Annotated in this window: 26 protein-coding genes; 1 reads left to right on the top strand and 25 read right to left on the bottom strand. The window is 62.7% G+C overall.

Annotated elements, in window-relative coordinates:
• Position 1: 1 nt before the first annotated feature.
• From K8U54_RS19260 to K8U54_RS19140, 25 genes are all read right to left on the bottom strand, one after another.
• Positions 2-529: a hypothetical protein gene (locus K8U54_RS19260; protein WP_249907321.1), complete on the bottom strand. Its 528-nt coding sequence runs from the start codon at positions 527-529 to the stop codon at positions 2-4.
• 61 nt (positions 530-590) lie between these two features.
• Entirely contained in the window at positions 591-986 is a 396-nt protein-coding gene (locus tag K8U54_RS19255; RefSeq protein WP_249907320.1) for a hypothetical protein, read from the bottom strand.
• Positions 987-1024: 38 nt separating this feature from the next.
• The gene (locus K8U54_RS19250) at positions 1025-4192 is read right to left on the bottom strand and encodes a tape measure protein (RefSeq protein ID WP_249907319.1); all 3168 of its coding nucleotides are present in this window, start codon (positions 4190-4192) and stop codon (positions 1025-1027) included.
• 101 nt (positions 4193-4293) lie between these two features.
• Complete coding sequence (locus K8U54_RS19245) at positions 4294-4641, bottom strand: hypothetical protein (RefSeq protein WP_249907318.1); 348 nt, start codon at positions 4639-4641, stop codon at positions 4294-4296.
• A 357-nt stretch (positions 4642-4998) separates the two neighbouring features.
• The gene (locus K8U54_RS19240; RefSeq protein ID WP_249907317.1) at positions 4999-5742 is read right to left on the bottom strand and encodes a hypothetical protein; all 744 of its coding nucleotides are present in this window, start codon (positions 5740-5742) and stop codon (positions 4999-5001) included.
• Positions 5735-5941 carry a DUF7210 family protein gene (locus K8U54_RS19235; RefSeq protein WP_249907316.1) on the bottom strand — a complete coding sequence of 69 codons (207 nt, stop codon included), beginning with the start codon at positions 5939-5941 and terminating at the stop codon, positions 5735-5737. The genes K8U54_RS19240 and K8U54_RS19235 overlap by 8 nt, the downstream gene beginning before the upstream one ends.
• A gap of 4 nt (positions 5942-5945) precedes the next feature.
• A complete protein-coding gene (locus tag K8U54_RS19230) occupies positions 5946-6413 on the bottom strand; it encodes a hypothetical protein (protein ID WP_249907315.1) in 468 nt (155 codons plus the stop codon).
• Positions 6410-6979 carry a phage tail protein gene (locus K8U54_RS19225; RefSeq protein WP_249907314.1) on the bottom strand — a complete coding sequence of 190 codons (570 nt, stop codon included), beginning with the start codon at positions 6977-6979 and terminating at the stop codon, positions 6410-6412. Before K8U54_RS19225 ends, K8U54_RS19230 begins: the two co-directional genes overlap by 4 nt.
• Complete coding sequence (locus tag K8U54_RS19220) at positions 6979-7305, bottom strand: hypothetical protein (RefSeq protein ID WP_249907313.1); 327 nt, start codon at positions 7303-7305, stop codon at positions 6979-6981. Before K8U54_RS19220 ends, K8U54_RS19225 begins: the two co-directional genes overlap by 1 nt.
• Positions 7306-7307: 2 nt before the next feature.
• A complete protein-coding gene (locus K8U54_RS19215; protein WP_249907312.1) occupies positions 7308-7565 on the bottom strand; it encodes a hypothetical protein in 258 nt (85 codons plus the stop codon).
• A 51-nt stretch (positions 7566-7616) separates the two neighbouring features.
• Complete coding sequence (locus K8U54_RS19210; protein ID WP_249907311.1) at positions 7617-8642, bottom strand: major capsid protein; 1026 nt, start codon at positions 8640-8642, stop codon at positions 7617-7619.
• Between the two features lie 62 nt (positions 8643-8704).
• Positions 8705-9055 carry a head decoration protein gene (locus K8U54_RS19205; RefSeq protein ID WP_249907310.1) on the bottom strand — a complete coding sequence of 117 codons (351 nt, stop codon included), beginning with the start codon at positions 9053-9055 and terminating at the stop codon, positions 8705-8707.
• Entirely contained in the window at positions 9055-10374 is a 1320-nt protein-coding gene (locus K8U54_RS19200) for a S49 family peptidase (protein WP_249907309.1), read from the bottom strand. Before K8U54_RS19200 ends, K8U54_RS19205 begins: the two co-directional genes overlap by 1 nt.
• An 8-nt stretch (positions 10375-10382) precedes the next feature.
• Positions 10383-11963 carry a phage portal protein gene (locus tag K8U54_RS19195; RefSeq protein WP_249907308.1) on the bottom strand — a complete coding sequence of 527 codons (1581 nt, stop codon included), beginning with the start codon at positions 11961-11963 and terminating at the stop codon, positions 10383-10385.
• Positions 11960-12172 carry a gpW family head-tail joining protein gene (gpW, locus tag K8U54_RS19190; protein WP_083652157.1) on the bottom strand — a complete coding sequence of 71 codons (213 nt, stop codon included), beginning with the start codon at positions 12170-12172 and terminating at the stop codon, positions 11960-11962. The genes K8U54_RS19195 and gpW overlap by 4 nt, the downstream gene beginning before the upstream one ends.
• Complete coding sequence (locus K8U54_RS19185; protein ID WP_249907307.1) at positions 12172-14205, bottom strand: phage terminase large subunit family protein; 2034 nt, start codon at positions 14203-14205, stop codon at positions 12172-12174. The genes gpW and K8U54_RS19185 overlap by 1 nt, the downstream gene beginning before the upstream one ends.
• On the bottom strand, positions 14141-14650 hold the full coding sequence (locus K8U54_RS19180) for a hypothetical protein (protein ID WP_249907306.1): 510 nt from the start codon (positions 14648-14650) through the stop codon (positions 14141-14143). The genes K8U54_RS19185 and K8U54_RS19180 overlap by 65 nt, the downstream gene beginning before the upstream one ends.
• Positions 14651-14775: 125 nt before the next feature.
• A complete protein-coding gene (locus tag K8U54_RS19175) occupies positions 14776-15105 on the bottom strand; it encodes a phage holin family protein (RefSeq protein WP_249907305.1) in 330 nt (109 codons plus the stop codon).
• Positions 15098-15457 carry a putative holin gene (locus K8U54_RS19170; protein WP_249907304.1) on the bottom strand — a complete coding sequence of 120 codons (360 nt, stop codon included), beginning with the start codon at positions 15455-15457 and terminating at the stop codon, positions 15098-15100. Before K8U54_RS19170 ends, K8U54_RS19175 begins: the two co-directional genes overlap by 8 nt.
• Positions 15458-15740: 283 nt before the next feature.
• On the bottom strand, positions 15741-16316 hold the full coding sequence (locus K8U54_RS19165; protein WP_249907303.1) for a hypothetical protein: 576 nt from the start codon (positions 16314-16316) through the stop codon (positions 15741-15743).
• 348 nt (positions 16317-16664) lie between these two features.
• Complete coding sequence (locus K8U54_RS19160; RefSeq protein WP_249907302.1) at positions 16665-19421, bottom strand: bifunctional DNA primase/polymerase; 2757 nt, start codon at positions 19419-19421, stop codon at positions 16665-16667.
• Positions 19414-20178 carry a DNA-methyltransferase gene (locus K8U54_RS19155; RefSeq protein ID WP_249907301.1) on the bottom strand — a complete coding sequence of 255 codons (765 nt, stop codon included), beginning with the start codon at positions 20176-20178 and terminating at the stop codon, positions 19414-19416. The genes K8U54_RS19160 and K8U54_RS19155 overlap by 8 nt, the downstream gene beginning before the upstream one ends.
• Positions 20175-20378, bottom strand: coding sequence for a TraR/DksA C4-type zinc finger protein (locus tag K8U54_RS19150; protein ID WP_249907300.1), 204 nt, complete (start codon positions 20376-20378; stop codon positions 20175-20177). The genes K8U54_RS19155 and K8U54_RS19150 overlap by 4 nt, the downstream gene beginning before the upstream one ends.
• Positions 20371-20688, bottom strand: a complete 318-nt coding sequence (locus K8U54_RS19145) for a hypothetical protein (protein WP_249907299.1) — start codon at positions 20686-20688, stop codon at positions 20371-20373. The genes K8U54_RS19150 and K8U54_RS19145 overlap by 8 nt, the downstream gene beginning before the upstream one ends.
• 484 nt (positions 20689-21172) lie before the next feature.
• Positions 21173-21433 (bottom strand): squalene/phytoene synthase family protein, encoded by a 261-nt coding sequence (locus K8U54_RS19140; RefSeq protein ID WP_249907298.1) that lies wholly within the window; start codon positions 21431-21433, stop codon positions 21173-21175.
• A 97-nt stretch (positions 21434-21530) separates the two neighbouring features.
• Between K8U54_RS19140 and K8U54_RS19135 the strand changes: the two genes are divergently transcribed.
• The gene (locus K8U54_RS19135) at positions 21531-22214 is read left to right on the top strand and encodes a S24 family peptidase (protein WP_249907297.1); all 684 of its coding nucleotides are present in this window, start codon (positions 21531-21533) and stop codon (positions 22212-22214) included.
• Positions 22215-22274: the final 60 nt, after the last annotated feature.

The raw sequence follows: 22274 nt of genomic DNA, 5'->3' as shown, positions 1-22274 counted from the left end.
GTCAGGCCTCTTCCCAGGTGAAGGTCCAGCTGTGGTTCGCCGTGGCCGCGCTTTGCGAGCCGCCGGGCTTGTTGGCGAACACCGAGAACACGGGCAGCCAGCTCGCGATGTACAGCGTGGCGCCCGCCACGGGCGGGATAGTCAGCACACCAGGCCCGCCGTCTTCGCCGGGCTCATAGCTGCTCGGCACATCCACCCAGTCCCGGCCAATCATCGCCATGCCCCACGGGGCGTAGTCTGGGCGCGGCGTGCCGGCGAGGTTGAAGATGGGGCCATCGCCTGCCTGGTTCTGCACCTTGGTGCTGCGCAGCTCCAGCGGCCCCGTGTAATCCAGCCCATCCAGCCCCGGCGGCATCCAGCCTGCGCCGTTGATACTGCCGGCTGAACGGCTCCAGTGTTGCTGCTTCACCGCTGCACCGCCGCTCATGCGCAACAGGCTGTTGCCGCCGATAGGCTCGATGCTTTCTTCAGGCGCGCCGGCGTGCAGCACGATCGGCACGCCGCCGAGCATGAGGGGTGGCAATGCCATGGGTGAGGCTCCAGAAATAAGAAGCCCGCCGGTTGGCGGGCTTAGTTAGATGAGCTGGCGTTCAGCTTGGGAGGCCAAACATGAGCCCGGTGACGTGTGTCAGATTACCGCGCCAAACGGACTCGGTTTTAGCAAGCTGCCCGGCCATATCCATACGCACGTTGCTGAGGTGAATAAAATACGGACCACCTTCGTTCCACTCAGAAACTACAGGGATGAACGCCTTAGCCCATTCAGCCATAGCTCCCGCGACCGGACCTTCTGCCCGCTGAAACTTTCCCTCGACAATTTCCAGGTAACGTTTTCCGCTAATTACGTTTCCGCAGACCGTACCGCCGGTGGTAGTGAGGGTCACACCTATCTCAGCACCCTGCTCAGCTAGTTTGATCAGGTTCTGGAGCATCCAATCCATGCCTTCAATCGGAGCGTCGTTATAACTTGGCTTTGATTCATCCATTCTGAAGTTCCTCGATGGTTAATGGCCACCACAGATTACTACCCTTTACCTCGGCTGGAGCCACCAAACTTCGACGCTAGTCGCTGAATTCTTCTCGCTTCATTCGATGGCATGTAAGCGGTAAACGAGTCGCCGCCGGGCAGGTTGAAGTTGACCGAGCCGAGATCCGGGTAATCCGGACCGGCCGCACGGGCGAGCAGCGCCTGGCTGGGCTGCGGAATGCTTGGCGCGCTGATCGGCGGTGCGCGGAACACGCCACCCTCGGCGAACGCCGGCATCTGCAGGCGGTTCAGCTGGTGCACGAAGTCCGGGCCGAAGTGACGCACGGCCCGGGCGTTCAGCACACCCTCACCGTTCGAGAGCCTGGCCACGATGCTGTCGCTGGTACCGGTGCCAGGGCCGCGGATGATGCCGCCGGTGGCCAGGCCAGGGGTTGGCTCGGCAGTCAGTGAGCTCGGCACCTGCAGTCGCAGGGTGATCAAGGCACTGTTGCTCAGCTCTTGGATGAAAGCGCCGAACTGCTGCGCCACCGTCGCCTTTGATGCCTCGTCGATGGCGCTCTTAACCTCAACCGGCGGTGCATCCCCTGGCAGGGGCAAAGGCTGCAGCAGTGCTGGAACCTTCAGCGGCTCACCCTCCGGGGTGGCTACCTTCTTGGCGACCACATCCACCTCTACCGGCGCATCGCTGAAGCTATTACCGTTCCGCACCCACTTCGGTTTCGCCTCGACCTCAACAGGCTTGTTCGTGAACGAGTTGCCGTCCTGCACCCATTTCGGCTTTGCGTCCACATCCAGTGGCTTCTGCCGGAAGGAATTTCCCTCACGGATCCAGTTCGGGTTCGCTGGCACTTCAAGCGCGACCAGAGTCGGCGACTTCGGCTTTTGGATCGCCACCGGTTCGATTACTGCCTGCACCGTTGGGGTTGTGGCCGGCTTCGTGACACTTGGCGATGTCGCCGGCTTGCCAGCGGGCGAAGCACCAGCCTTTGGCAGTGCCATCGGCGCACGCCAGCCGGCCGGGGGCTTCGTTGCCGTTTCTGGTGAGCGCGGGTCAATCTTCAGCGACTTGCCCATCATCTCGGACCAACGCTTCATCTTCGCGGTAGCAGCAGCCAGTGCTTCGTCGTCGATAGTTGGCGAAATCTTGAAGTTCTTGAGTTCCTCGAACTCCTTTTTCATCGCCCGGACTTTCTCGATCTGGGCGGTGCGCTCCGCATCCGCAGCAGCGATAAGCGACTTATCAGCCTGCTGCTCGATGGCCTGCAGCCCCTTGATCAGACCAGCAAAACCGTAGGTGTTGCCACCCTCTTCGGCGATTTTCATCAGCATGTCCAGGGATTCCTGGGCGTACTGCTTGGCGCGCTTGAAGTCCCCGTCGGTAAGCGCTCGGTTGGCAGCTACACGCAGATCCTGCGCATTGCCGAACGACGCGGGGCCAGTGGCACCATCGCGCAGCTTTTTCAGTGCATCGCTGTATCGCTTCTGCGTTGCGACCTGTTCATCCTGAGCTTTGCGCAGCTTCGAGTTCGCCCTGTTCTGGGCTGCGACCTGATCGTTGAGCGCCGTCTTGAACGGGTTGACCAGGTCGTTTTGGATAGACTCGTTGAATTTGGTAGCCCAGGCGCGCTGCTGGGCGTAACGCTCCTCCTGAACCTTTTCCGACTCGCTCCTCGCAATCTTCTCGGCGTCAGTTACATCTTCCAGCGCCTCGGTGGTTTGCTCCTTCCAAACGCGGTAGCTCTCGACGATGCCCCGCGCCCCGGGGAATAGAGACGATGCCACGTTGCCAATGCTCTGGGCCTGCAGCTCAACTGCCTTGTCAAATTTGCCTTTGGCAATATCGTTGATTGCGTCGGATACACGATCAAGCTCTTTCACCGCTTTAGCGGAAGCACCAGTCAACTTGTCGATGGCACCAATCAGCTTGGTCACAGAACCGCTGAAGGTGCCGGCCGCATCTGCGCCGGTAACACGCATCGCGTCGGCCAACTTAAGAAGCGCGTCAGCTTGCGATGAAAACGCTGTGATTACCTTCTCTGAAGTCAGCTCCCCGGCGTTAGCCATGCGGATCAGCTCTTCGCGCGTTACACCGAGGCCGTCCATCAATGCCTTGGTAAGAGCCGTCGAGTTGTCCAAGATAGCGTTGAATGAATCCCCTCGAATTACGCCCTGTTGAAGCCCCTTGCTGAACTGGTTGATAACGGCAGCGGCCTGTTCGCCTTTGACGCTGTTCGCCACCAAGCCGGCCGACAGCGCACCAACGAGGTCAGTGGTCTGCGCCACCGAGAATCCCATTTCCTGTAGCGGGCCAACTGAACGCAGGAATAGCTGACTGGTCTGCTCAATGGGGATGCGCACTCGCCGGGAGATATCCTCCAGCCGCGCTTGCGAGCGTTCGTAATCCTCCTGCACTGGCAGCGCATTGCGCATGCGGTCTTCCAGCTCGCCAACCGCATCAGCGGCGTTGAAATAGAACCCCGCCACCCGTTGAACCGTGTAGGCCGCTGCAGTGATCGCCGCAATTCGTGCGGTGATAGCAGCAATGCCTGAACCGCCGCCGCCCTCGCCGGACTCAGAGCCCAGCGCAGCAATCTGCTGCTGAGTACGGCGCAGGCTGGCTTGGTACTGGATTTCGGCGCCGATACGCTCCTGAGCGGACATCTGCCCGGCCTGGGTCAGGCGGGCGTAGTCTGAACGCAGAGTGACCAGTTGGGCACGCAGCTCGCGCAGCTTGGTGACGCCGAACGTATCCATGGCCCTGCTGATTGCAGCATCACCCTGGCCCTCGCCAATGGCACCCGCCAACGCGCCCTGCAGGCGCTGCTGCTCGGTGGCCAGGTTGCGGTAGTCCACGCCGGCCGCCTTCAGCTCAGCGCGCTGCTCACGCACGCGCGTCTTCTGCAACTCGAAGGCGCGGGTTGCGCTGCTAAGCGTCTTTTCGGCACGGGCCAGGTCGCGATCCAACGATTTGACCGGCTGACCGGCGGCGGCGATGGCTGTTTTCAGCTCATCAACACGTCGTTTAGCCGCGAAGAATTCCGTAGTCGCTTTCTTGGCCGATTCGGTGGTTTTCTCCAGCGCCTCGATCTGGCGCAGCGGTTTCTGGATAGCCTTGACCAACTCCTGATATTCCTTGCGGAAGCCAGCGATGCCCTTCTCGGCACCATCGGTGTCGGCCGTCAGCCGAAGCTCAACGTCAGCCATAGATCACTCCTTCAAGCAGCGCTCGAACAGACGCCAGGGGTAATGAATTGCGTTGGGGTGGCCGAGGCGGCCAAGCGCGGCGATACAGGACTCGAGATCCTTCAAGAACTGCTCCGGGCCGATGCCGCTCGAGCCAGAGCGCTGAAAAAATCTGGATTCAGCTCCTTTGCTTTGGCGAGCACCTTGCGCAGCTCACCTCCGGTCAAGCCGCCAATATCCGCCTTGGTCAGGTTGGCCATCACTCCTAAGTCGCTGAGACGGCAACCCTCAAGAAGCAGGTTATCCAGCTGGTAGTGGGCAAGATCCTCGGGGGTTGCATCGGTCCCTGGCCAGCTGTCATGCATAATCACTTGTCGCATCTGCGCAACCGTCAGCTCAGAAACAACGATGTCACGCCTGTTGTCTTCGGAGCCGACGGACACGACGCCCTTCGCTGCTGAATCACTCATGCTTTTCTCCAGGTAATAAAAAACCCGCCGAAGCGGGTCATATGCGTTTTCAAAACCTATTTGCTCTGGCCCTGGTAGGCGGGCACTTGGTTACGCTTTTGCGCATCCTGAGAGAAGGCGAAAATTAACAAAATAAAGGTGATAGGCAGCACTACAGCCACCCATATGAGCCCTTGAGGAAAAGGGAATTTTCGCTCATCTCGTTCGGGGTATTTTTCACCGCAATTCGGGCAATTGCTCAGCGCATTGGTCGCCGGGTTGGTTTTGCACTTCGGGCATTTCACGTGGCTTCCCTCCCATTCACTGCCGGGAATCTACCACCAGACGATAGGTCGGGCCATCCCTGGCCCCGCAGCATCACTCCACGTCCTTGATCACCATGTACTGCGACAGGCCGGTACCGACCTTGGTGGGATCCTTCTCGACCTTGGCGGTGAACTCCATACCTTGGAACTCATCGCCAATGAAGCCGAGCGTGGCCGGCGAGTGGTTCACGCGGAACACTTCGATCACCACCGGCTTGCCGCTGCGCGCCTCGTTGAGGCCGACGAACACCTGGCGGAATCGCTTGCCGGACTTGACCAGCGCCTGGATGGTGGCGTGCTTGGCGAACGCGTAGTCGACTTCGACATCCATGCCGGCGGCCGGCACGGCACCACCCTCGGCGATGACTGGGAAGCCAGCCGGGTCGAGGGTGTAATCGGTGTCCAACACCAAAGGATCCCCGCCGGCGGTCGGGGTGACCACGACGCTGGTAGCGCCTGGGTTACCCAGCAAGAGCAGCGCGCCCGGGTATGCCTTGTGTTCCTCACCAGTTACGGTACCGGCTTCCACATCCGCCGCGCTGCCGTAGAGCGCACGTGCCATGTTGTCCTTTTTGAAATGGCGGGCGTTGTAGTTCACGTTCAGCGAGCTGATGCGCTGCACGGAAGCATCAAGGCCGCCGCCAGGGCTGGTGTAGTCCTGCTCCTCGATCTCCTGCGGGGTCGCCTCGTAAGTCAGAGAGCTGACGTTGCCGATGAAGATCAGGCCCTTTGGCTCGTCCAGGTCTTCGAGGTAAAGCTTGCCTACGCCAAGGAAGGCGCCACGGATATCAGCCATTGCTCACCTCCTGGCCTTCGATCTTGCCCTGGCGAACGAGCCACTCTTTCTGAGCAGCCGTCACCTTGATTTTGTCCTTCGCCTGGCAGGGTTTGCCGGCGTGGGTATGGGGCTTGCTGAGGGTGACCTCAACAAGGTTGCGCTTTGGCTTGTCAGCCTGCGCAGCGGCTGCCTGATCGGCAGCGGTCTTGCTGGTCATGGGGTCATGCTCCGTTCTGCTGAATGATGATGTGAAGCTGGAGCGGCATGAGCACCGTGCCAGCGTTGAGCCCGTCACCCGGCGGGAACATCTGGCCGGGCTCCAGCGTGACCTGGTACGGCCCAGGCCGGCCCCAGGGGTTGGGTACGCCCTCAGGCACCTGCAAGCAGGCGACGAGGTCGCAATACAGCTCCTCAAGCTGTTCGAGGTAGTTGTCCGCCGCGCCATTGACCGCGCCGACCACCCGGCGCCCCACGCGCGTGAGCGTCGCGCCAGGCCCCCAGCTGCCCGGCACGTACAGGCCAGGCTGTAGGGCGATGAAGGGGAACACCAGGTCAGGCGCCTGCAGCAGTTCACTGAGCCAGCCTTCGCGGATGCGGGTACCGGCATCAGTCAGGTAGCCGTTAGCGGGCATGATCTGCCCGAGGCGCTGGACCATTGCGTCGTGCGCCTGCTTGATGGGGTTGGTCATAGGTTGCTGCGCCTCAGTTGGCGTTCGATCTCGGGTTCGAGTTTGCGCTGGGCATCGGCGCCGATATCGTCCAGCTTGGTGCTGAGCACCTGCGACGGCGACGGGCCGTGCAGCACTTCGATCGGCAAGCGAGGCTTGCTCGTACGCTCGGCGATCAGACCGCCGGCCGGGCCAATGGGCGCGATAAAGGCGGTTTCGACCAGCTCCGTCCAGCCCTTGCCCACCTCGACGCGAACACCAGCCTTCACCCGCTTGCCGTTCTTACCTTGCCGCCATAGCTGGCGGTTCGGGAACTGGCTGAGGGTGACGCCGCGGCGCCGCGCGAAGATGATCACGCGCAGCTCATCGGGCGTGGCGGGAATGAAGTTCACCTCGTTGCGGATGTAGCTAGGCTTGAGGTTGATTTCGTCGCGAATCTCCCGCCAGCTCTGCGTGCGGGTGCCGCGCCCTACCGTGTTGAGGGCCAATTGAATGGCCCGCCGTAGCTTGTTGGGTGCGGCGTCGAAGCGCGCCAGTGCTGCCTCGCCGCCTTTGACCTCGACGCGGAAGCTGTCGTAGCCGGCCATCAGGTCACCTCCAGGAGCTCCCAGCGCTCGACCAGGCCGTCGTTATCGATCGGCTCGGCCAGCTTGAAGCGCCCTTCGGGCACCGTGAGGATGCCACCACGACGCCCTTGCACCTGGTGGCAGCGCAGTTCGGCCAGCACACGCACGGGGCGGAACATGCCATCGGCGCCGGCAACGGTGACGTTGCGCGCCAGGATCACCTCACAAGGCACCTGCATACCGCCGGGAGCCATGTAGGTGGGCCTGCACGCCTCGCGATCCTCGCCGAACACACGGAACAGGCTGTCGTCAGCGCGGCGCATGAGTCGGTCGAAGTCGCTGGGCATGGTCAGTCGCCTGTCGCGTCGTCGCCGCTGCCGCCAGCACCAGCGCCGCCACCAGCAGCACCGCCTGCAGGAGCAGCGGTGGTATCGGCGGTCGCCGTGTTGTCGCTGCCAGCTTCCTCGATGGCATTACTGGCCAGCAGCTCTTTGACGAACTCGCCGGGAACCGGCTGCGGGTCTTTCGAGGACTTGATGATCACTTTCTTGCCACCCTTTTTCGGGATAGCGTGCACGGTGGTTTTCACGATGTAGAGCTTTGCCATGGGATATCTCCTGAAGGCGCGCGGCTGCGCGCCTCAGCGAAAGGGAGCCGATCAGGCTACGGTGACGAACACGAACTCGTCGGCATCGAACAGCGCCGGCACCGGCGCGGTCTGCGTTTGCAGCCACTCGACGCTGGGGTTGTCGGTGAACCAGTTCGACGGGTAGCGCGTGGCTTCGGCGATGCCATTGGCGTTGGCCTTGGCGTCCTGAATACCGCCATAGGCCATCACGTTGTCAGCGCTGGCCGGGGCGATCAGCACGCCGTAGTCCGGCATGAAGTTGGTCTTCGCGCCTTCATCGTCGGTGTACTTGCCGGTGTAGACGACGATCTCGAACTCCCCGATGAAGCCCTTGCGCATCACTTCCTTCTCGAGCTGCGGGCCGAGCTCCAGCTGGCTGGTGCTGCCGCGGCGCGTTTCGAGCAGATCCTTCACGGGCTTGAAGCGGCTGAACAGCTTCCAGGCGCCCTTGCCCATGATCACCAGGCCAACGGCACCAGTGGTCTCGGCGCTCCACTCTTCCAGGTCGTCGGTGGGGTCGTAGGTTTCGACGTCCACGGCGTCCCATTTGGCAGCGCCTGCCAGCACGATCTGGTTCTCGGGGCTGCGGCCGTAGTCGACCTCGACCGGCGGGTGGTCGGGGCCTTCCATGATGACCTTGCCGTAGAGCACCGCCTGCACCGCCATCCACTCTTCGCGGGCGACGATGTTCTCTTCCTGCTCGACCAAAATGTCCGCCACCACGGCGTCATGGCGCTCGGCAGCGCTCATCTCGCCGTTGAGCGCCTCGCCCAGGCGGCGCTTGAGCAAGCGCGTGGGGCGCACCACATCGGTTTCCTTGATGTAGGCCGGCTCGAGCGTAGTGAGAAAGCCACCGCGCTCGCGGCGCGGGCGCCCGGAAACGAGCGGCGACACGAAGGGCGCCAGGCGGCGGTCCTTCTTGATCTTGTCGAAAGCCACTTCCACGGTGGGAAAGGTTGCGGCTTCCGGGAAGAACATCTGCAGGAACAGCGGGGTGAACTTGGGAAGGATTTCCTTCACACCCAAGAGGGTGGTCGTATCGTAGCCAGCGGCCATTGTTCAGTCTCCTGAAATGAAAAAGGCCGCTGTAGCGGCCCCTTGGGTGTGGTGTGGCGCCCTTATACGGGCAGTTGCAGGCTGATCGGCGAGCCCACGAAGGCTGCACGTTTCTGCGCGTCGGTGGTACCGGCCGGCCAGACGACCTGCTCGGGGTTGAAGGTGCCGGTTTTGATCACCTGGGCCTGCTGGTCGGCGCCGGTGGCGTCAACGGCATAGGCGGTGATGTACACGGCCTTTTCGCGACCATCGCTGGCTGCAGGATCCCAGGCGACCACCTTGCCGCTGGCCTCGACGACGCCGAGGGGCGTTTTTTCCAGCAGGTTCTGGCCCTGCAGGATGGTGACGAGGGTGGTCTGGTACGAGTCGGAACCGGTGACCCAGTTGTCGACGGGCTGTTGAACGATGGCCATCAGACTTTCGCTCCCGTGGCTTTGGCCCAGCTGGCTGCGATGCCTTGGGCCTGGGTGGGTTTGGCGTCGCCTGCACCTGCGGTGAGGTTCGGCTGTTCTTCAGTGGCCATCATCTTGTCCAGCGCGGTACTGGCATCGAGGGCGGCGCCCTGCTCTTTTGGCGCTGCGGCCAAGAGGGCAGCGGCCTGGTCGACGCTCATTTCCGTGTTGAAGGCCAGGTGGCTGGCGAGCTTGCTGCGGCCTTCGGCCTCGGCGTGCTGCTGAATGCCCTGTACGCGAGCGCGCTCGGCGCTGGCGGTTGCAGCAGCATCAAAGGGTGCTGCCGGCTGGCTACCTGCCTGCGCAGGTGGGGCAGCTTCGGCAGATGGCGCGGGGGTTGTCCCGGTCATGCGTGTGGCTCCTATGGTGGTTGTCCTGCCCTGCGTGGACAGATACTCAGAGAACTCGGCCACCGCTTCATGCCCGTTGACCAGGCCATCAGCGAAGCCGACATCGATTGCCGCCTGGCCACGGAACACCGCGGCTTCGGTGGCCAGTACCGCCTCGACGGAAAGCCCCAGGTTGCGGGCCACCAGCTCGGCGAATTGTTGGCGCAAGGCGTCGGTGTCGGCCTGGAAGCGGCTCAGCACCTCGGCAGGCAGATCCTCGTAAGGATTACCCTCCACCTTGTGCGCCCCGGAGTGGATGAGCGTGACTTTGATGCCCTCCTGCTCCAGGTAGTCTTCATAACTGGCGTGAGCCATGACCACGCCCACCGAGCCGACGTAGCCGGTCTGTGTGATCAGCCGACGGCTGGCCGCGCTGGAGAGCGCCATGCCCGCCGAGCAGGACGAGTCGCAAGCAAGGGACCAGATCGGCTTGCCGGCCTGTTGCGACAGCTGCCGCAGGCGGTCGGCCGTATCGAAGCAGCCAAACACCTCACCGCCGGGCGTGTGCATGTCCATCAGCACGCCCTTCACATCCGGCTCGGCGAACATCATGGCGGCGCGGTTGATGATGCCGTCGTAGCCGGTCATGCCGCTGTAGGGCTTGAGGTTGCCGGTCTTGTGGGCAAGAGAGCCTTTCACGTCGAGCAGCGCCACGCCGTCCACGACCTGGAACAGCACTTCCTCTTCGCCCCAGCGGTTGGTGGCCGTTTTGCTGTAGCTGCGAGCATCCACCCGCAGCTTCTGGCTCATGTCGACGGCGCCCTGCTCGTCGCTAAGCGAGGCAATGCCAAGGCGGCTGCTCAGGGCACTGAAAAACACCCGGGCGTAGCCAGGCTCCAGCAACAAGGGCGTGTTCAGCACCCGGCTGGCGATATGTGGATATTGGTTCATGGCCTGTCCTATTCGGTGGGCTCGGCGACTTCCGGCGAAAGTTCCTGCGTGCGCATCCAACTCGGAGGCGGCAGGCCAGCCTCCCGGCGTTCGTTCATTTCACGCACCTGCTGGGCGAAAGTTTCCTGGTAGTCCTCGCCGAGAATGGCCAGCTCCTTTTCGTAGGTGCTGAGGCCTTCCTGGATGCGCAGCACGGATTCCTTCACTTCCTTGAGGCCATCGATGGCCAGGCGGCCGGCGCCGATCCAGTCGCAGTTGCACCAGGAGGCGCGCGCTTCGTAGAAGCCTCGGGTGGCATTACGCGGTAGCGTGAGGAGGCGCCGCTGCAGCGCCTCCTCGAACGCCAGCACGAACAGGTGCGTTGCAAAGCGCGAGGCGATGACCTTGCGGCGGCCCATGTAGTAACGCCAGCCTTCCATCATCGAGGCACGGGCGCTGCTGTAGGTGCTTTGCCGGTAGTCGCGGGCGAACGGCTCATAAGGCACGTTGAGCCCCGCCGACATCCAACGCAGGATGCTCGACTCGAAGTCGGCATAGCCGTTGTCGACGTTGCCGCTGGTCTGCAGGTGTAGCTTCTCGCCTGGGAACAGATGCGGGATCTTCACGCCGTTCAGCGACAGCTTGCTTCCGGTGTTGAAGCTGTTCACCGCCATCATGTACTTGGTGATGTTGTTCACGCCCTCATCACCAGCGCCGATGATCTCCAGTGCTGCATCGGTGCCCATTTCACTCTCGATGGTCGCCGCGTACATGGCGTTGACGATCGCGTTCTGCAGCTTGGTGTGCTGCAACTTGGGCAGCATGTGGCTCTGCTCGAGCACGCTCAGAAACTGATTGGCGCCGCGGGCCTGGCCGTCCTCGGTGGGCTCGAACACGTGGATGAACTTCAGGCGCCCGTTGGCCGCCTCTCGCTCGACGCGGCGCCACTCGCGACCATAACCATTGCCGAGGCCCATGCCGCCCGAGGCCAGCTGCCGTACGTGGTACGCGATCGCCACGCCGTTGCGGTCGAACTCAACACCGCCGCGAATAGTGGCGGTGTCCGACCGATCACCGGGGTTACCGATGCGCTTGGGGCTGACCAAGCGAACAGCGGTACGCATGGGCGTGCCACGGCGCTCCACCCATTCAGCGGCGGCGGACACTTCACCCAGGCGGGTGTGGGTGCCGACCGCCTCGCGCACCATCATGGTGGCCGTGCGTTTGCGCTCCACGTCGAGCCAGCAGCCTACGGGATCCTCGGCGAACTCGAACCACCAAGCCTCGACATCCTCGGCGAACGCGCGGGCGTCCGCATCGCTGATGCCCAGGCGCTTCCAGCGTGGCTTGTAGCTGAGGCGGAACAGGTGGCCAACGATGTTATCGATGTGCAGCTGCACGCCGTTGGCGGCGAACGCGTTGTTGCGCGTGACGTCCTCGGCGCGCGCATTGCCGAGCTTGAGGTTTGGCAGCAGCGCGGCGTCCATGCTCTTCATCGACGGTAGCCAACGCTCCAGCTGGCCACCGAAGCCGCCGGCGGCGCCCTGCCAAGTACTGAGCTGCTCGCGCGCGGGTAGACCGTTGGGGGCAAGGATCTCGACTGTCTTCATGCGATCACACCAGCTGGGCCACGACGGCGCGGGCCGCCGACACCCAGCTGGCCCTCCAGTTGGCTGATGTAGTTTTCGAGGTCGCGGCGGTTGGCCGGTGAGAAATCCACCTTCTTGCCGTCGCGCTGAATGCTCACGGTGCTTTGCCCAGTGAGCAGCAGGTGCAGCGCATTCCGCGCCTCCTGCAGCTGGTGCTGCTGGGTGATCATCAGTCGTCTCCGTTCATCATCCGGCCGAGGTCGGCCAGGCTCATGCCAGCAGGCTTGGCGGCCGGCGGCGGAGCTGTTGGTTTGCCGTCTTCAGCCACCAGCGGTGCCTGCTCGTCTGCTTCGGCCAGCAGGTCGACCTGCATCAGGCCGGCTTCGATGTCGTCCCAGTCGCTCGGTGATTTCAGGTGCAGGCGCATGTACCGGGCCAGGTGGATCTGGTAACCCTCGCAGTCCAGTGCTTCGTTCGCGGCGCCGGCCTTCTTCTGGTACACCTTCTTGCCGCCGTGCTTGCGGCTGGGCGCCTTGACCTCTGCCAGCAGCTGGTCGAAGTAGTCGGCGCGCACGCCCTGATAGAAGTGCATGCGCCCCGGCCCGTGGCCAGTGACCTTCAACCGCTCGAACAGCAGATCCTTGGCCTTGGTGACACCGACCTGGTAGACCTGCAGGCCGTAGCGCGAGGCCTTGGTGCTCTGCGTGTTGAGGTCGATCTTGCGCGGCGCGGTGAGGATCTCGGCGTCCACGTTGGTGCTGCCCTTGATGGCCAGCAACTTGGCGAAGCGCTTCTTGCGGGTGCGCACGTAGTTGTAAACCGCGTCGTTGGTCTGGCCGTCCGAGGAGTCGATGCTGGCCGCGCTGACCCGCAGGCGGTAGCCCTTGGCGTGGGCGTAGGTGCCGAACAGTATGCGGTCCAGCTCGGCCCATACGGGGTCGGTCTTGTCCGAGGTGCCGCTCTGCGCGGCAATCTCCGTCCACAGCACCAGCCAGCTTTCCTCACCGCGGCCCCAGGCACGTAGGATCAGTGCGATCCGGTCGTGCTGCACGTCGACAGTGAGGAACAGCATCAGCCCGCCGGCCGGAATGACCAGCTCGCGGTAGTCCTCGCAGCGCTCGCGCAGCTTGTCCGCCTCAGGCAGGTCGGTGCGGTACTCGTAGGCCCGACCCTGCTTCTGGTTGACGAACTTGATCAGCTGCTTCGGGTCGCCGGCGTCGGCCAGCTTCTCGGCTGCCAACTTCTCGCGAACCAGATCTGCCAGCGTGGTGCCAGGAAGGCAGGCGTATAGCTCGCTGAGCTCCATGAAGCCAGCCTTGCCATAAAACGGCGCCGTGGCCACCCAGCCGCGCATTGGGTCGCCACGCTCGAGCGCGTCAAAGCAGGTGCGGCGGATGTTGTCTTTGCGCTGGTAGTCGTCCCACATGCAGGCGCAGTGCGGACAAACGTACTTGGCCGTATCGGGCTTGGCGTAGCCATACACTTCATGCGGTACATCGCCGGCCTCAGGGTCGCCGGTGAGGTAGGTGATGTGTGCGAAGTCCAGCACGTGGCTTTCGCCGCATTCGTGACAGACGATTGGCAGCACGCGCTGGTCGGTCTGCTTGAGGCGCTGCTCCGTCTTCGAAAGGCCCTTGAGTGACGGAGTGCCGCCGACCACGGTTTTGGAACCTGGGTAGCGCTTGACCCTCTCCTCGAGCAGGCCGATGGCATCCCCCTGCCCCTTCACGTCATCGCTGGTGTCGTCGGGTTCCTCGACCACGGCCAGGCCGACGCTAGATGTCGACTTGACGTTACCGGGCGAGTTGGACGCGACCAGTTTCAGGAAGCCGCCCGGGAAGCCTTTGTGGTTCCAGCGGTTACCGGATTTCTTCGCGGTCTCAACATCGACCAGACGCCCGACCGCCTCGTTTGCCCTGATGGCGGGCACCAGCTTCTCGTCATGGAACGACTTGCCGTCGCCTTCTTTGGCGAACAGCACCATGATCGGCATGGGCCGCCCGGTGATGCGCTTGAAGATGAAGGCGATCAGGAAGTAGGTCCAGCCGATCTGGGCGGCCTTCATCAGATCGACTTCCTTCACCTCCGGGTCATCGAGTGCCGCGGCAACGCCAAGGAAATACGGGGTGTAGTAGAACTCGTAGAGACCGTGGAGCACGCCCGCCTCGGCCGGCAGGTAGAACTCGTTCTCGATGTACTCAGCTGTCGGCTGATCCTTCGGCGGGTTGAATTGCAGGGCCGCGTCCAGCAATACGACGGCCAAGTTTATCCGCATAGCCTCCAATTCGGCTGACTGTAGATCCAGCAATGCGGCTCACCCCGTCGCGGTCGATGCTGATCTGATGCTCGGCCTCCAACTGCTGGACGATCTTCTCCACGCCGCTCTGATACTCGCGGTTGGCGAAGCCTGCCCAGTCACGTAAAGCCGACGCCGCATCAGCAGCCGGTACCAGCGTCCCCAATTTTTCGTGATAGGTCAGGCGGCCGTTGGCGGCCTTAACCGTGGATTCTTCGATGCGCGCTGAGTTGAGCGCTTCAACCTGGCTGCCGCCGCGACCGGCAGCTTTCTCGCGCAGGTCTCGGATATAGGCGACGCGGATCCTGTCGATGGTCTCGACGGTCCAGTCGAGGTCGAGCGTCTTGAGCACATCGCGGCAGTTGCGCTCGCTCATATCGAGGTGCTCAGCGATCTCTTTCTGCGAAGGCATGAACCACTCCAAAGGCCCGAGACAGACAACCGGAAGCGGAACCCCCTATATGTCCGTCTATCTGAGAATTTTCCGCGGTCTACGTCGCCGCATGAGGCGACCCCCGCCGGGAGTACCTTTTTCTGTCAGGGCCGAGGTTCGCCACGGCGCCGGCGCTCGAGGCCATTCCAGCCCGAGGCGCTGGGCCGCAGCACGGCGGCCAGGTTGCCGCGCGCCCGTACGACCAGCCCGGTGAAGATCGTGAGCAGCACAACCAGCGGCCACGCATGCCCGGGCAACACCAAATCGCCCTGCAGTATGTGGATCACCGCCGCACCAGCGCTGGCCATCGCCACGTACGCCAGGCACGACATACCGCGCCGAAAGCGAAGGGCGCCACGTTGAAACGTGAAGAGACGAACGAAGAGCACCACGCACAACCAGAAGGTGGCCTGGGTCATGATCAAACTAGCCATCAGCGTCTCCCGATACGGGCGGCGGTGGCCCGCGCTTCTTGATCGCCACCACGGTGACGGTCACAACCAGCGCAGCCGCCGCGAATGCAGCCGGCCCCGAATAGGCGAACGGCCGAATGCCCATGAACTCCAACTCAGAAAGCGCGGGGCTGAATAGGTAGCCCATCACCAAGCTGACGAAGAAGTACACGATCCTCTCAAGCAACCCGAGGTCGGGGCGAGTCGTCACGAACACCAGCGCACCGCAGAGCGCACCGGTAGCCGCGTTGCCATCGACGCCCACGAAAAAGCCCGACAGTCCGGCACCTACTGCCCCGGCGACACCAATCGCAGCGACTGTTGGCTCGCCCATCGTGAACACTCCCAAGCGGCCAAGGGCCAGAAACGAAGAAGCCCCGCCAGGTCGGCAGGGCTTCGGAATGGTTGCCCCCGAGGGGGCGGTGACGGCGCGGGGGAGCGACCGTCGAGTTGCACAGCACCGTGCAGGGTGTTTATCGCGGGCACCGCAATAAAGCCTGGGCACCTTTTACCCCCCGACATGCAACGCCCGCAACGGGCTGTTTTGGCTTGAACGATTCACGCAGGGTTCACGCACGGTTCGCGCACGGTTCACGACAAACCACCCCGACGAACGGTCATAGGCCATTGGCTTTCACTGCCGCTCGATAGGCATCCCGATTCGCCCTGCCGGTTGCCTTCAACAGCTCCAGGCGCTTCGCCTCAGCCTTGGCAGCCGACCGCACTGCACGTGCCCGCGAGCGAGCAGCTGCCGCCGCATCGGTACCACGCTCTTCCACATCCCGCTCGGCCGCTACGCCCGGCAGCACCTTGGCCAGCTCCTGGTGCAGCTCGCCGACGCGCGTGCGATACGTCCGCATGCTGATGCCCAGCGTGTGGCACTGCGCGGCAACCGCCAGCTTCGGGCGCGACGTGTATCGCACATGGGCCAGGTACCGCAGCGCCCTGCCCTTCGACCCCAGGCCGCCGTCCGCCTCATCGGCGGCCAGTAGCGTGATGCCCCGGTCGACGGCAGCCGAAGCACGGCTCACCGCCACCTCGCACTCAACGCTCGACAAGCAGCGCGACCCACCAACCCCACGCCCCCCCTCCTCATCCATCGTGCCCAGCGGCGAACGGATGCTCACATCCAGGGCCGGGCTGACCACCTCCTCGCCCCACGCCACCAACAGCGCCTCGATCACCTCATTCATCGCCATTCCCCCGCTCAAAACCCAACCCAACACAAAATTGCTCAACCCAACACACACCCAACACAACCAAAACCCTTTCAAAACAAAGCTTTAAAGCAATGTGTGTTGGGTGTGTTGGGTTGGTAAGGTTTTTCAGGGTCTCGCGTGGAGAAAAAACGCAGCGGAGGGATGAGTTACGCCAAGGGAGGGAGAGTGATTTTTTTCGCATACGCACGCGCGCGGGCGCGTAAACCCAACACACCCAACACACACCGCCGCAACGCCCGGAATTACTGGGCGCAATGTGTGTAAGGTTGCCAAAACCAACCCAACACATACCCAACACACCCAACACACTTTTGGTCGTAGTCATGCTGCCACCTGCTGCACGTGGTCCCATTTGTCCACGTTCCAGCCGGCCTTGCGGGCACGGTCGCGCCACTCGACCACATGCTTGCCCAGCACGGCCGCCGTGGTGGATGGTGGCAGGAAGGACTCCTCATCCTTCGGGAAGAAGAACGCCGCGAATCGCCTGGTGTTGCGATCCGTCCAGGGGATGGCGCGAGTCTTGTCGACGTCCATCGTCGTGATGAACAGCGAGAACTTCGTCTGGCTCATCGAGTGCTCTTTGCCCCGCTGACACCACTCGAGGAACAACGAGTACAGGTCGCTGCTCAGGCAGGCGCCCCACAGGTTCGCGCCCAGCTCGCCCAGGCGCCACAGATGCATGAACGTCTGCCAAGGCGCCCGGCTCAACGCCACCAGGCGATCGCGCGCCGGCGTAACGGGCGGCTTGGTCTGCTTGTCGAAGTTGCCCAGGTCATAGGCCAGCAGCCAGGCGTAGAACGCCTCGACCCCACCGTTATCCAGCTCGTGCTTGATCGCCTTCTGCCGTTCCTCCGGCAGCTTCGCCTCGGGCCACATCACCAGGAATCGCCGGTCGCTGTCGCTGATCGGCCACGGCACGATCTCGTTCGAGAGGAACACCGCATTCATGTGCGACGCCTCCTCCCACCCATTGACGAATTTCGACTCGATGCGCACCGTCTGGCCGGTGATCAGCTGCTTGATCTTTCCCACCTGGTTGTACTTCTGGTCGCGGCTCACAACCTCCTCGAACACCGCCCACATCTTCCCGCTCTGCCAGGCGTTGAACGACCCTTCCAGCTGCGTCTGCCCCACCGTCGCCGAGTACTGCCCGTAGATGCGCCCCATCACCACCGAGAACAACAGGCTCTTGCCCGAACCCTCGGTAGTCGAATGCATCAGCACCGCCGTATCCAGCTTGGCGCCCGTATGCTGCAGCGGGTACGCCAGAAAGCGCGACAGCCACTGCGCCGCGTCCTCGGCGTGGTTGCACAGGAACGACACCAGCCAGATCAGGTTCTCGCACGCTGCATCGTTGCGCTCAGGCTGCAGCGGCAGGCCCTCGAAGGTGTTGATGTACACCTCGGGGTCATGCGTCATCGTCGGGTCGAACACGATGTGGTTCATGTCCACTACGCGCCGATCCGGGCTGTTCAGCCACAGGCTGTACGCATCGCCCAGGGCCATCTTCACCGCGCCCTCAGCAATGCGCCGCTTCTTCGCGTAGTCCCAGGCGTCCTTAGTCCCGTCGATGTACACGTACCGCGTCATCATCGGCATCGAGAAGTCGCCCAGGGCCTTGCCGGCCAGCGCCTGAGTGCGCTCGTTATCCTTGACCCACTCCTCGCTCACCCGCTTCTTGCGCTTGTCGGTGACCGCCTCCCATTCCTTGAACGACTCTTTGCCGATATGCGCGATGAAGCCCGACTTCTTGATCTTCTTCGCCGCATCGATATCCCATACGTGGGTGGTGCCCTCGATCAGCGCGTACCGCCGTAGCAGCCAGGCCAGCGAGAAGCCTCCCCCCGCACCCCCGGTGCTGTTGGTGCCGGCCTCGCTGGCGGCCTCTGCGTCAGATGGGGCCGGGGGAAGATCATCAGCCTGCGGCGGCAGCTCAGGCGCGTCAGCGGCCGGGGGTGCATCCGCCTTCGGGCCGCTCTGCTTCACCACCTGCTTGCGCTTGCTCGCGTGATCCACCCCGAGCAACTTCGCCGCAGCCTTCACCGCTGCTTTCTGGTCGCCGTCGTGCTCGAGGAGGCAGAACACATCGAACGGGTCATTCCAGTGGCCGTTCGCCAACGGGTCTGCGCCGTGGTGCGAATACACCCGGCCTTCATCGTTGACCGAGATACCCGGCAGGCCCGTCGAGCTGCCCGGGTAGAGCCACTTCTTGCCACGCCTCATGTAACCGGCGGCCTGCAGCAGGCCCGCGGCGTCATAGGCGCGGTTGTAGGCATCCACCACCGACTCGCCCTTCCCGCCCGCACCGGCCGGCGAGGGCTTCGCCGCTGCGCCCTTCTTGGCAGCTGGCTCCGGCGCTTTCGGCGCCCATGGGCAAGCATCCAGCGCCATGCGCTTGAACACCTCCCAGTTGGTCCAGATGTTCACCAGGTCGCGCGGCAGATCGCCGAACCCTTCGGCGCCCGGCGCCGTGCGCCAGGTGTAAGGCTGGCCAGTACCTGGGTGGATCGAGGGCGGCAGCACGTCCTGCACATCGCCGCCGCGCAGCTCGAACACCGTCACAGGTGCGAGCGCCTTGGCCTTGGCGCGCATCTCCGCTTCCGAATCCTTGTCGCCGATCTCCTGGGCGCGCTTCATCGCCCTCATGGCCAGCTTGTGCTTGGAGCCGTCCGGGTCGTCAGGGTTGGGCCACACAAGCGAATGCCGGCTGAACTCGCAGCCGGCCGGCACCGCGAACATGATGCGGAAGCGCTCAGGGTTGCCCACGCTGGTCGCGTGCTCGGCGGCCACATCGTCCAGGCTCATGCCCAGCAGGTCGCCCAACACCTGGCGCGTCCACTCCACGTGGTCGACATCGAGCGAGCAAACGCCGCTCGCACCGAGCAACACACCCATGTTCTGTTTCGGGTGCTTCGTCCAGTGCGCCTCGGCCTTCGCCGCGTCAGTGATATAGCCGCCTGGCTTGTTCCAGCCCCGTCCAGTCGGGCCTTTCTCGCCCTCGGGTATCGGCACCAGGGCAAGTTTGAAGTTCTCGATATACCGCCGGGCCCAGGCTGCGATAGGGGCTTTATCAACCACGCGAGCCTCCTACCACCAAGTCCAGCATCGGGCGACTCACCTCGGCCTGTATGCGCTTCTGGGCGATCTCGAAGTACTTCAGCTTCTTTTCGATCCCAGTGAAATGGCAGCCGGCACGTACGCACGCCACGCCTGTTGTTCCGCTGCCCATGCTGTTGTCGAGCACCCGCATACCCGGCTCGGTGTACGTCCTCACTAAATATTCCATGAAGCTGACTGGTTTCTGCGTCGGATGGAAGTTGGCGTGCTGCTTGTCACTGCTGAAGAACTGGACCGACCGCGGGAATCGCTCAGTCGACTCATACTCAGTAGGCGTCATGGCCTTGCCATAGCACTCGGAAAAGAACGCACCGCGCTTGGCGGTGCTGCGCGGATAGCCGCGCTCCATCTGTGGCTTGTAGACCGGTAACTCACGGTAGAAAACCTGGGCGCTCTCGTGGGCCCGAAGTGGCTGCTTGTTAGCGTTAAGAAAGCCAGTCGCGTTTCCCTTCTCCCAGATCCATTCGTATCGGTAGAGCTTTATCTGGCTGGCGATCAGCAGCGAGGCGAACGGCTGAGCTGCACACAGCACGATTGCGGCATTCGGCTTGGCCAAGCGCAGGTACTGCTCCCACATTGGCTCGAAGGGTATGACGACATCCCAAGGGCACTGGGTCGTGCCGTACGGTAGGTCAGCCAGGATCATGTCGAAGTGACCATCCGGCAGCGCCGGCATTACATCGAGGCAGTCGCCGAAGTGAAGGTCGACGTCAGTCATCCGCGACGCTCCCGCAGACTCTGGCAATCAACACACGTCTGGCAACCCGGTACCGCCAGGCGCCGTGCCAAGGGGATGTCGGTTCCGCAGCTCTCGCATTCTTCTGCGCTCTCGCCTTGGTACTGCACACGATTGGCAATAGCCTGCGCCACGCGAGCTTCCTCAGCCTTCTGCGCAAGTTCGAATTGGTGCTCATCCATCCTGGCGGCCCTCCATCGCTTCACGCGCGCCGGCCATGATGCCCAGCAGCTTGCCGATCAGCGCATAGCCGTGCTCCTCGAGCGCAGCCACTTCGTCAGCGTTCCACTGGTTGTCCGCAGCGCCGCCCACCAGGCTGCCAACGAACTTGCCCTCTTTCTCCAGCAGGCGGCTCAGTTGCTTCAGCGCGTCCTGGCTGGCCTGCACCGGCTTGGGCTGGTAGGTCACTACGCCGAACACCTGCTCGAACCACTCACGCACCATCGGGCCCCGCGTCAGCTCCACCACGCGGGCCAGCTGCAGGGTGTTCAAGTGATGCTCAGGGTAGGAACTGGAAAGGCGTTTCTGGAAAGGGCCGTAAGGCTCCTCGAGGATGGCGCACACCGCCGTGTGTCCGCCTTTGAACTCGCGGCAATCCAGATCGATCGCCGCCGCGAGCGAGCGCACTGGCCCGCCCGTCATTGCTGTACTGGTGCTCATTGGTAGTAAACCCCGCTAACTACCATAGCCACAGGTCGGGCAGCGCCCTATCCTATGGCCACAGCAGCCGAAACCCCTTATGTACGTGCTGTGCCTCAGGGGAAACGGTTATTGAGGTGAAGCGGCTGGTAACCGCGTCACCGGAACGCCGGGTCAGGAGATCATTGGTAAGTGGGATCCTGATTCCGGCCTCTATTGCACCTGCCGCTGTAGCGTCAGGTTTGTTGCTCTGGTTACTGCCGGCCCCGCTCTGCTGGTAAGGCCACGGTGCCGGCAACGCCACCCCGCAATGCGGTGGTAAGTGGTGGCGGGTGATTCAAGCGGCTTGCGAGCCTGAGTAGAGCAGTTGCTCCTCGGCCACACCGAAATGCTGAAGTACCTCGGGAATGCTGACAGCGCCGTTGCTTTCATGAGCAAGCGCGAGCAGTAGGCGAAAGCGCGGCTCCTTCCTGGCGTACAACACATGAACCTTCATGTATCCGATGGTCACGTTGCACCGCCGCGCGTAGTCGCAGAGCGGATTGCCCTCCGGCGCTTTGGGTTTATCGAGTGAACGGATGTAGTCACTGAGTTTCATGGGTCACCTCTGGCGCAGATTCTTACCCATCGGGTATTGCTTTGCAATAGCCAATGGGCACTTACCCACTAGGTAACGGATAAGCGAAAATTCAAGGATGAAAAAACTCCCCACCATCCCCGAGATTCGACACGCCAACTTGCGCCGCGAGATGGCAAGCCGCCCGCTGTCTGTTGCCGAGCTGGCTCGGCAGCTGGATAAAGAAACCAGTCAGGTCGGCCAATTCGCGGGCCCTACACGTCACAAGGGCATCGGCGACGATATGGCACGCCAAATCGAGCAGGTGCTCGGACTGAGCCCCTACGATCTGGACATACCCGCAACAGCACTCATGCTTGCGGACAGCGAAGGCACCTATAAGTCAGATGCGTGGCCTGTGGGAGCGCCTAAAGGGAAGCTACCGGTTGTCGGCGTTACTGCCGCGGGAGCAGCAATGGAAATCATCGATCTTTACCAGCCCGGCACTGCCGAAGAATGGCTGGACGCACCAGGCAATCCCACGCCTAACGCCTTCATCCTCAAGCTAGACGGCTTCTCAATGCAGCCAAAATTCTGGAGCGGTGACAAGGTGCTAATCGAGCCCTCTCTGGAGTGGAAGCCGGGTGATTTCGTGTTCGCCAAAAAAGCAGATCACACAGCCGGCACGTTCAAGAAGCTGATCGAAGAAGACGGCCGCCTCTTCCTATTCGCCCTGAATGAAGATTTCAAACCGCGCATCCAAGAAATCGACGATACCTGGGCGATAGTCGGCAAAGCCACATGGCGGTTCGACCAACTCTGAAAAATACCCGATAGGTATTTACTCCAATACCCAACAGGGATAATCTCTGCCGTACCCACT

The sequence above is a fragment of the Pseudomonas fulva genome (genome assembly GCF_023517795.1).
In the GTDB taxonomy this organism is placed as follows: domain Bacteria; phylum Pseudomonadota; class Gammaproteobacteria; order Pseudomonadales; family Pseudomonadaceae; genus Aquipseudomonas; species Aquipseudomonas fulva_D.
The sequence above is the reverse complement of the archived record's forward strand: the minus strand, read 5'-3'. Positions and strand labels throughout refer to the sequence as shown.

Coding starts and splice junctions, on each gene's coding strand:
- K8U54_RS19260 (WP_249907321.1), bottom strand. CDS start 529: ATGGCATTGCCACCCCTCATGCTCGGCGGCGTGCCGATCGTGCTGCAC.
- K8U54_RS19255 (WP_249907320.1), bottom strand. CDS start 986: ATGGATGAATCAAAGCCAAGTTATAACGACGCTCCGATTGAAGGCATG.
- K8U54_RS19250 (WP_249907319.1), bottom strand. CDS start 4,192: ATGGCTGACGTTGAGCTTCGGCTGACGGCCGACACCGATGGTGCCGAG.
- K8U54_RS19245 (WP_249907318.1), bottom strand. CDS start 4,641: ATGAGTGATTCAGCAGCGAAGGGCGTCGTGTCCGTCGGCTCCGAAGAC.
- K8U54_RS19240 (WP_249907317.1), bottom strand. CDS start 5,742: ATGGCTGATATCCGTGGCGCCTTCCTTGGCGTAGGCAAGCTTTACCTC.
- K8U54_RS19235 (WP_249907316.1), bottom strand. CDS start 5,941: ATGACCAGCAAGACCGCTGCCGATCAGGCAGCCGCTGCGCAGGCTGAC.
- K8U54_RS19230 (WP_249907315.1), bottom strand. CDS start 6,413: ATGACCAACCCCATCAAGCAGGCGCACGACGCAATGGTCCAGCGCCTC.
- K8U54_RS19225 (WP_249907314.1), bottom strand. CDS start 6,979: ATGGCCGGCTACGACAGCTTCCGCGTCGAGGTCAAAGGCGGCGAGGCA.
- K8U54_RS19220 (WP_249907313.1), bottom strand. CDS start 7,305: ATGCCCAGCGACTTCGACCGACTCATGCGCCGCGCTGACGACAGCCTG.
- K8U54_RS19215 (WP_249907312.1), bottom strand. CDS start 7,565: ATGGCAAAGCTCTACATCGTGAAAACCACCGTGCACGCTATCCCGAAA.
- K8U54_RS19210 (WP_249907311.1), bottom strand. CDS start 8,642: ATGGCCGCTGGCTACGATACGACCACCCTCTTGGGTGTGAAGGAAATC.
- K8U54_RS19205 (WP_249907310.1), bottom strand. CDS start 9,055: ATGGCCATCGTTCAACAGCCCGTCGACAACTGGGTCACCGGTTCCGAC.
- K8U54_RS19200 (WP_249907309.1), bottom strand. CDS start 10,374: ATGAACCAATATCCACATATCGCCAGCCGGGTGCTGAACACGCCCTTG.
- K8U54_RS19195 (WP_249907308.1), bottom strand. CDS start 11,963: ATGAAGACAGTCGAGATCCTTGCCCCCAACGGTCTACCCGCGCGCGAG.
- gpW (WP_083652157.1), bottom strand. CDS start 12,172: ATGATCACCCAGCAGCACCAGCTGCAGGAGGCGCGGAATGCGCTGCAC.
- K8U54_RS19180 (WP_249907306.1), bottom strand. CDS start 14,650: ATGCCTTCGCAGAAAGAGATCGCTGAGCACCTCGATATGAGCGAGCGC.
- K8U54_RS19175 (WP_249907305.1), bottom strand. CDS start 15,105: ATGGCTAGTTTGATCATGACCCAGGCCACCTTCTGGTTGTGCGTGGTG.
- K8U54_RS19170 (WP_249907304.1), bottom strand. CDS start 15,457: ATGGGCGAGCCAACAGTCGCTGCGATTGGTGTCGCCGGGGCAGTAGGT.
- K8U54_RS19165 (WP_249907303.1), bottom strand. CDS start 16,316: ATGAATGAGGTGATCGAGGCGCTGTTGGTGGCGTGGGGCGAGGAGGTG.
- K8U54_RS19155 (WP_249907301.1), bottom strand. CDS start 20,178: ATGACTGACGTCGACCTTCACTTCGGCGACTGCCTCGATGTAATGCCG.
- K8U54_RS19150 (WP_249907300.1), bottom strand. CDS start 20,378: ATGGATGAGCACCAATTCGAACTTGCGCAGAAGGCTGAGGAAGCTCGC.
- K8U54_RS19140 (WP_249907298.1), bottom strand. CDS start 21,433: ATGAAACTCAGTGACTACATCCGTTCACTCGATAAACCCAAAGCGCCG.
- K8U54_RS19135 (WP_249907297.1), top strand. CDS start 21,531: ATGAAAAAACTCCCCACCATCCCCGAGATTCGACACGCCAACTTGCGC.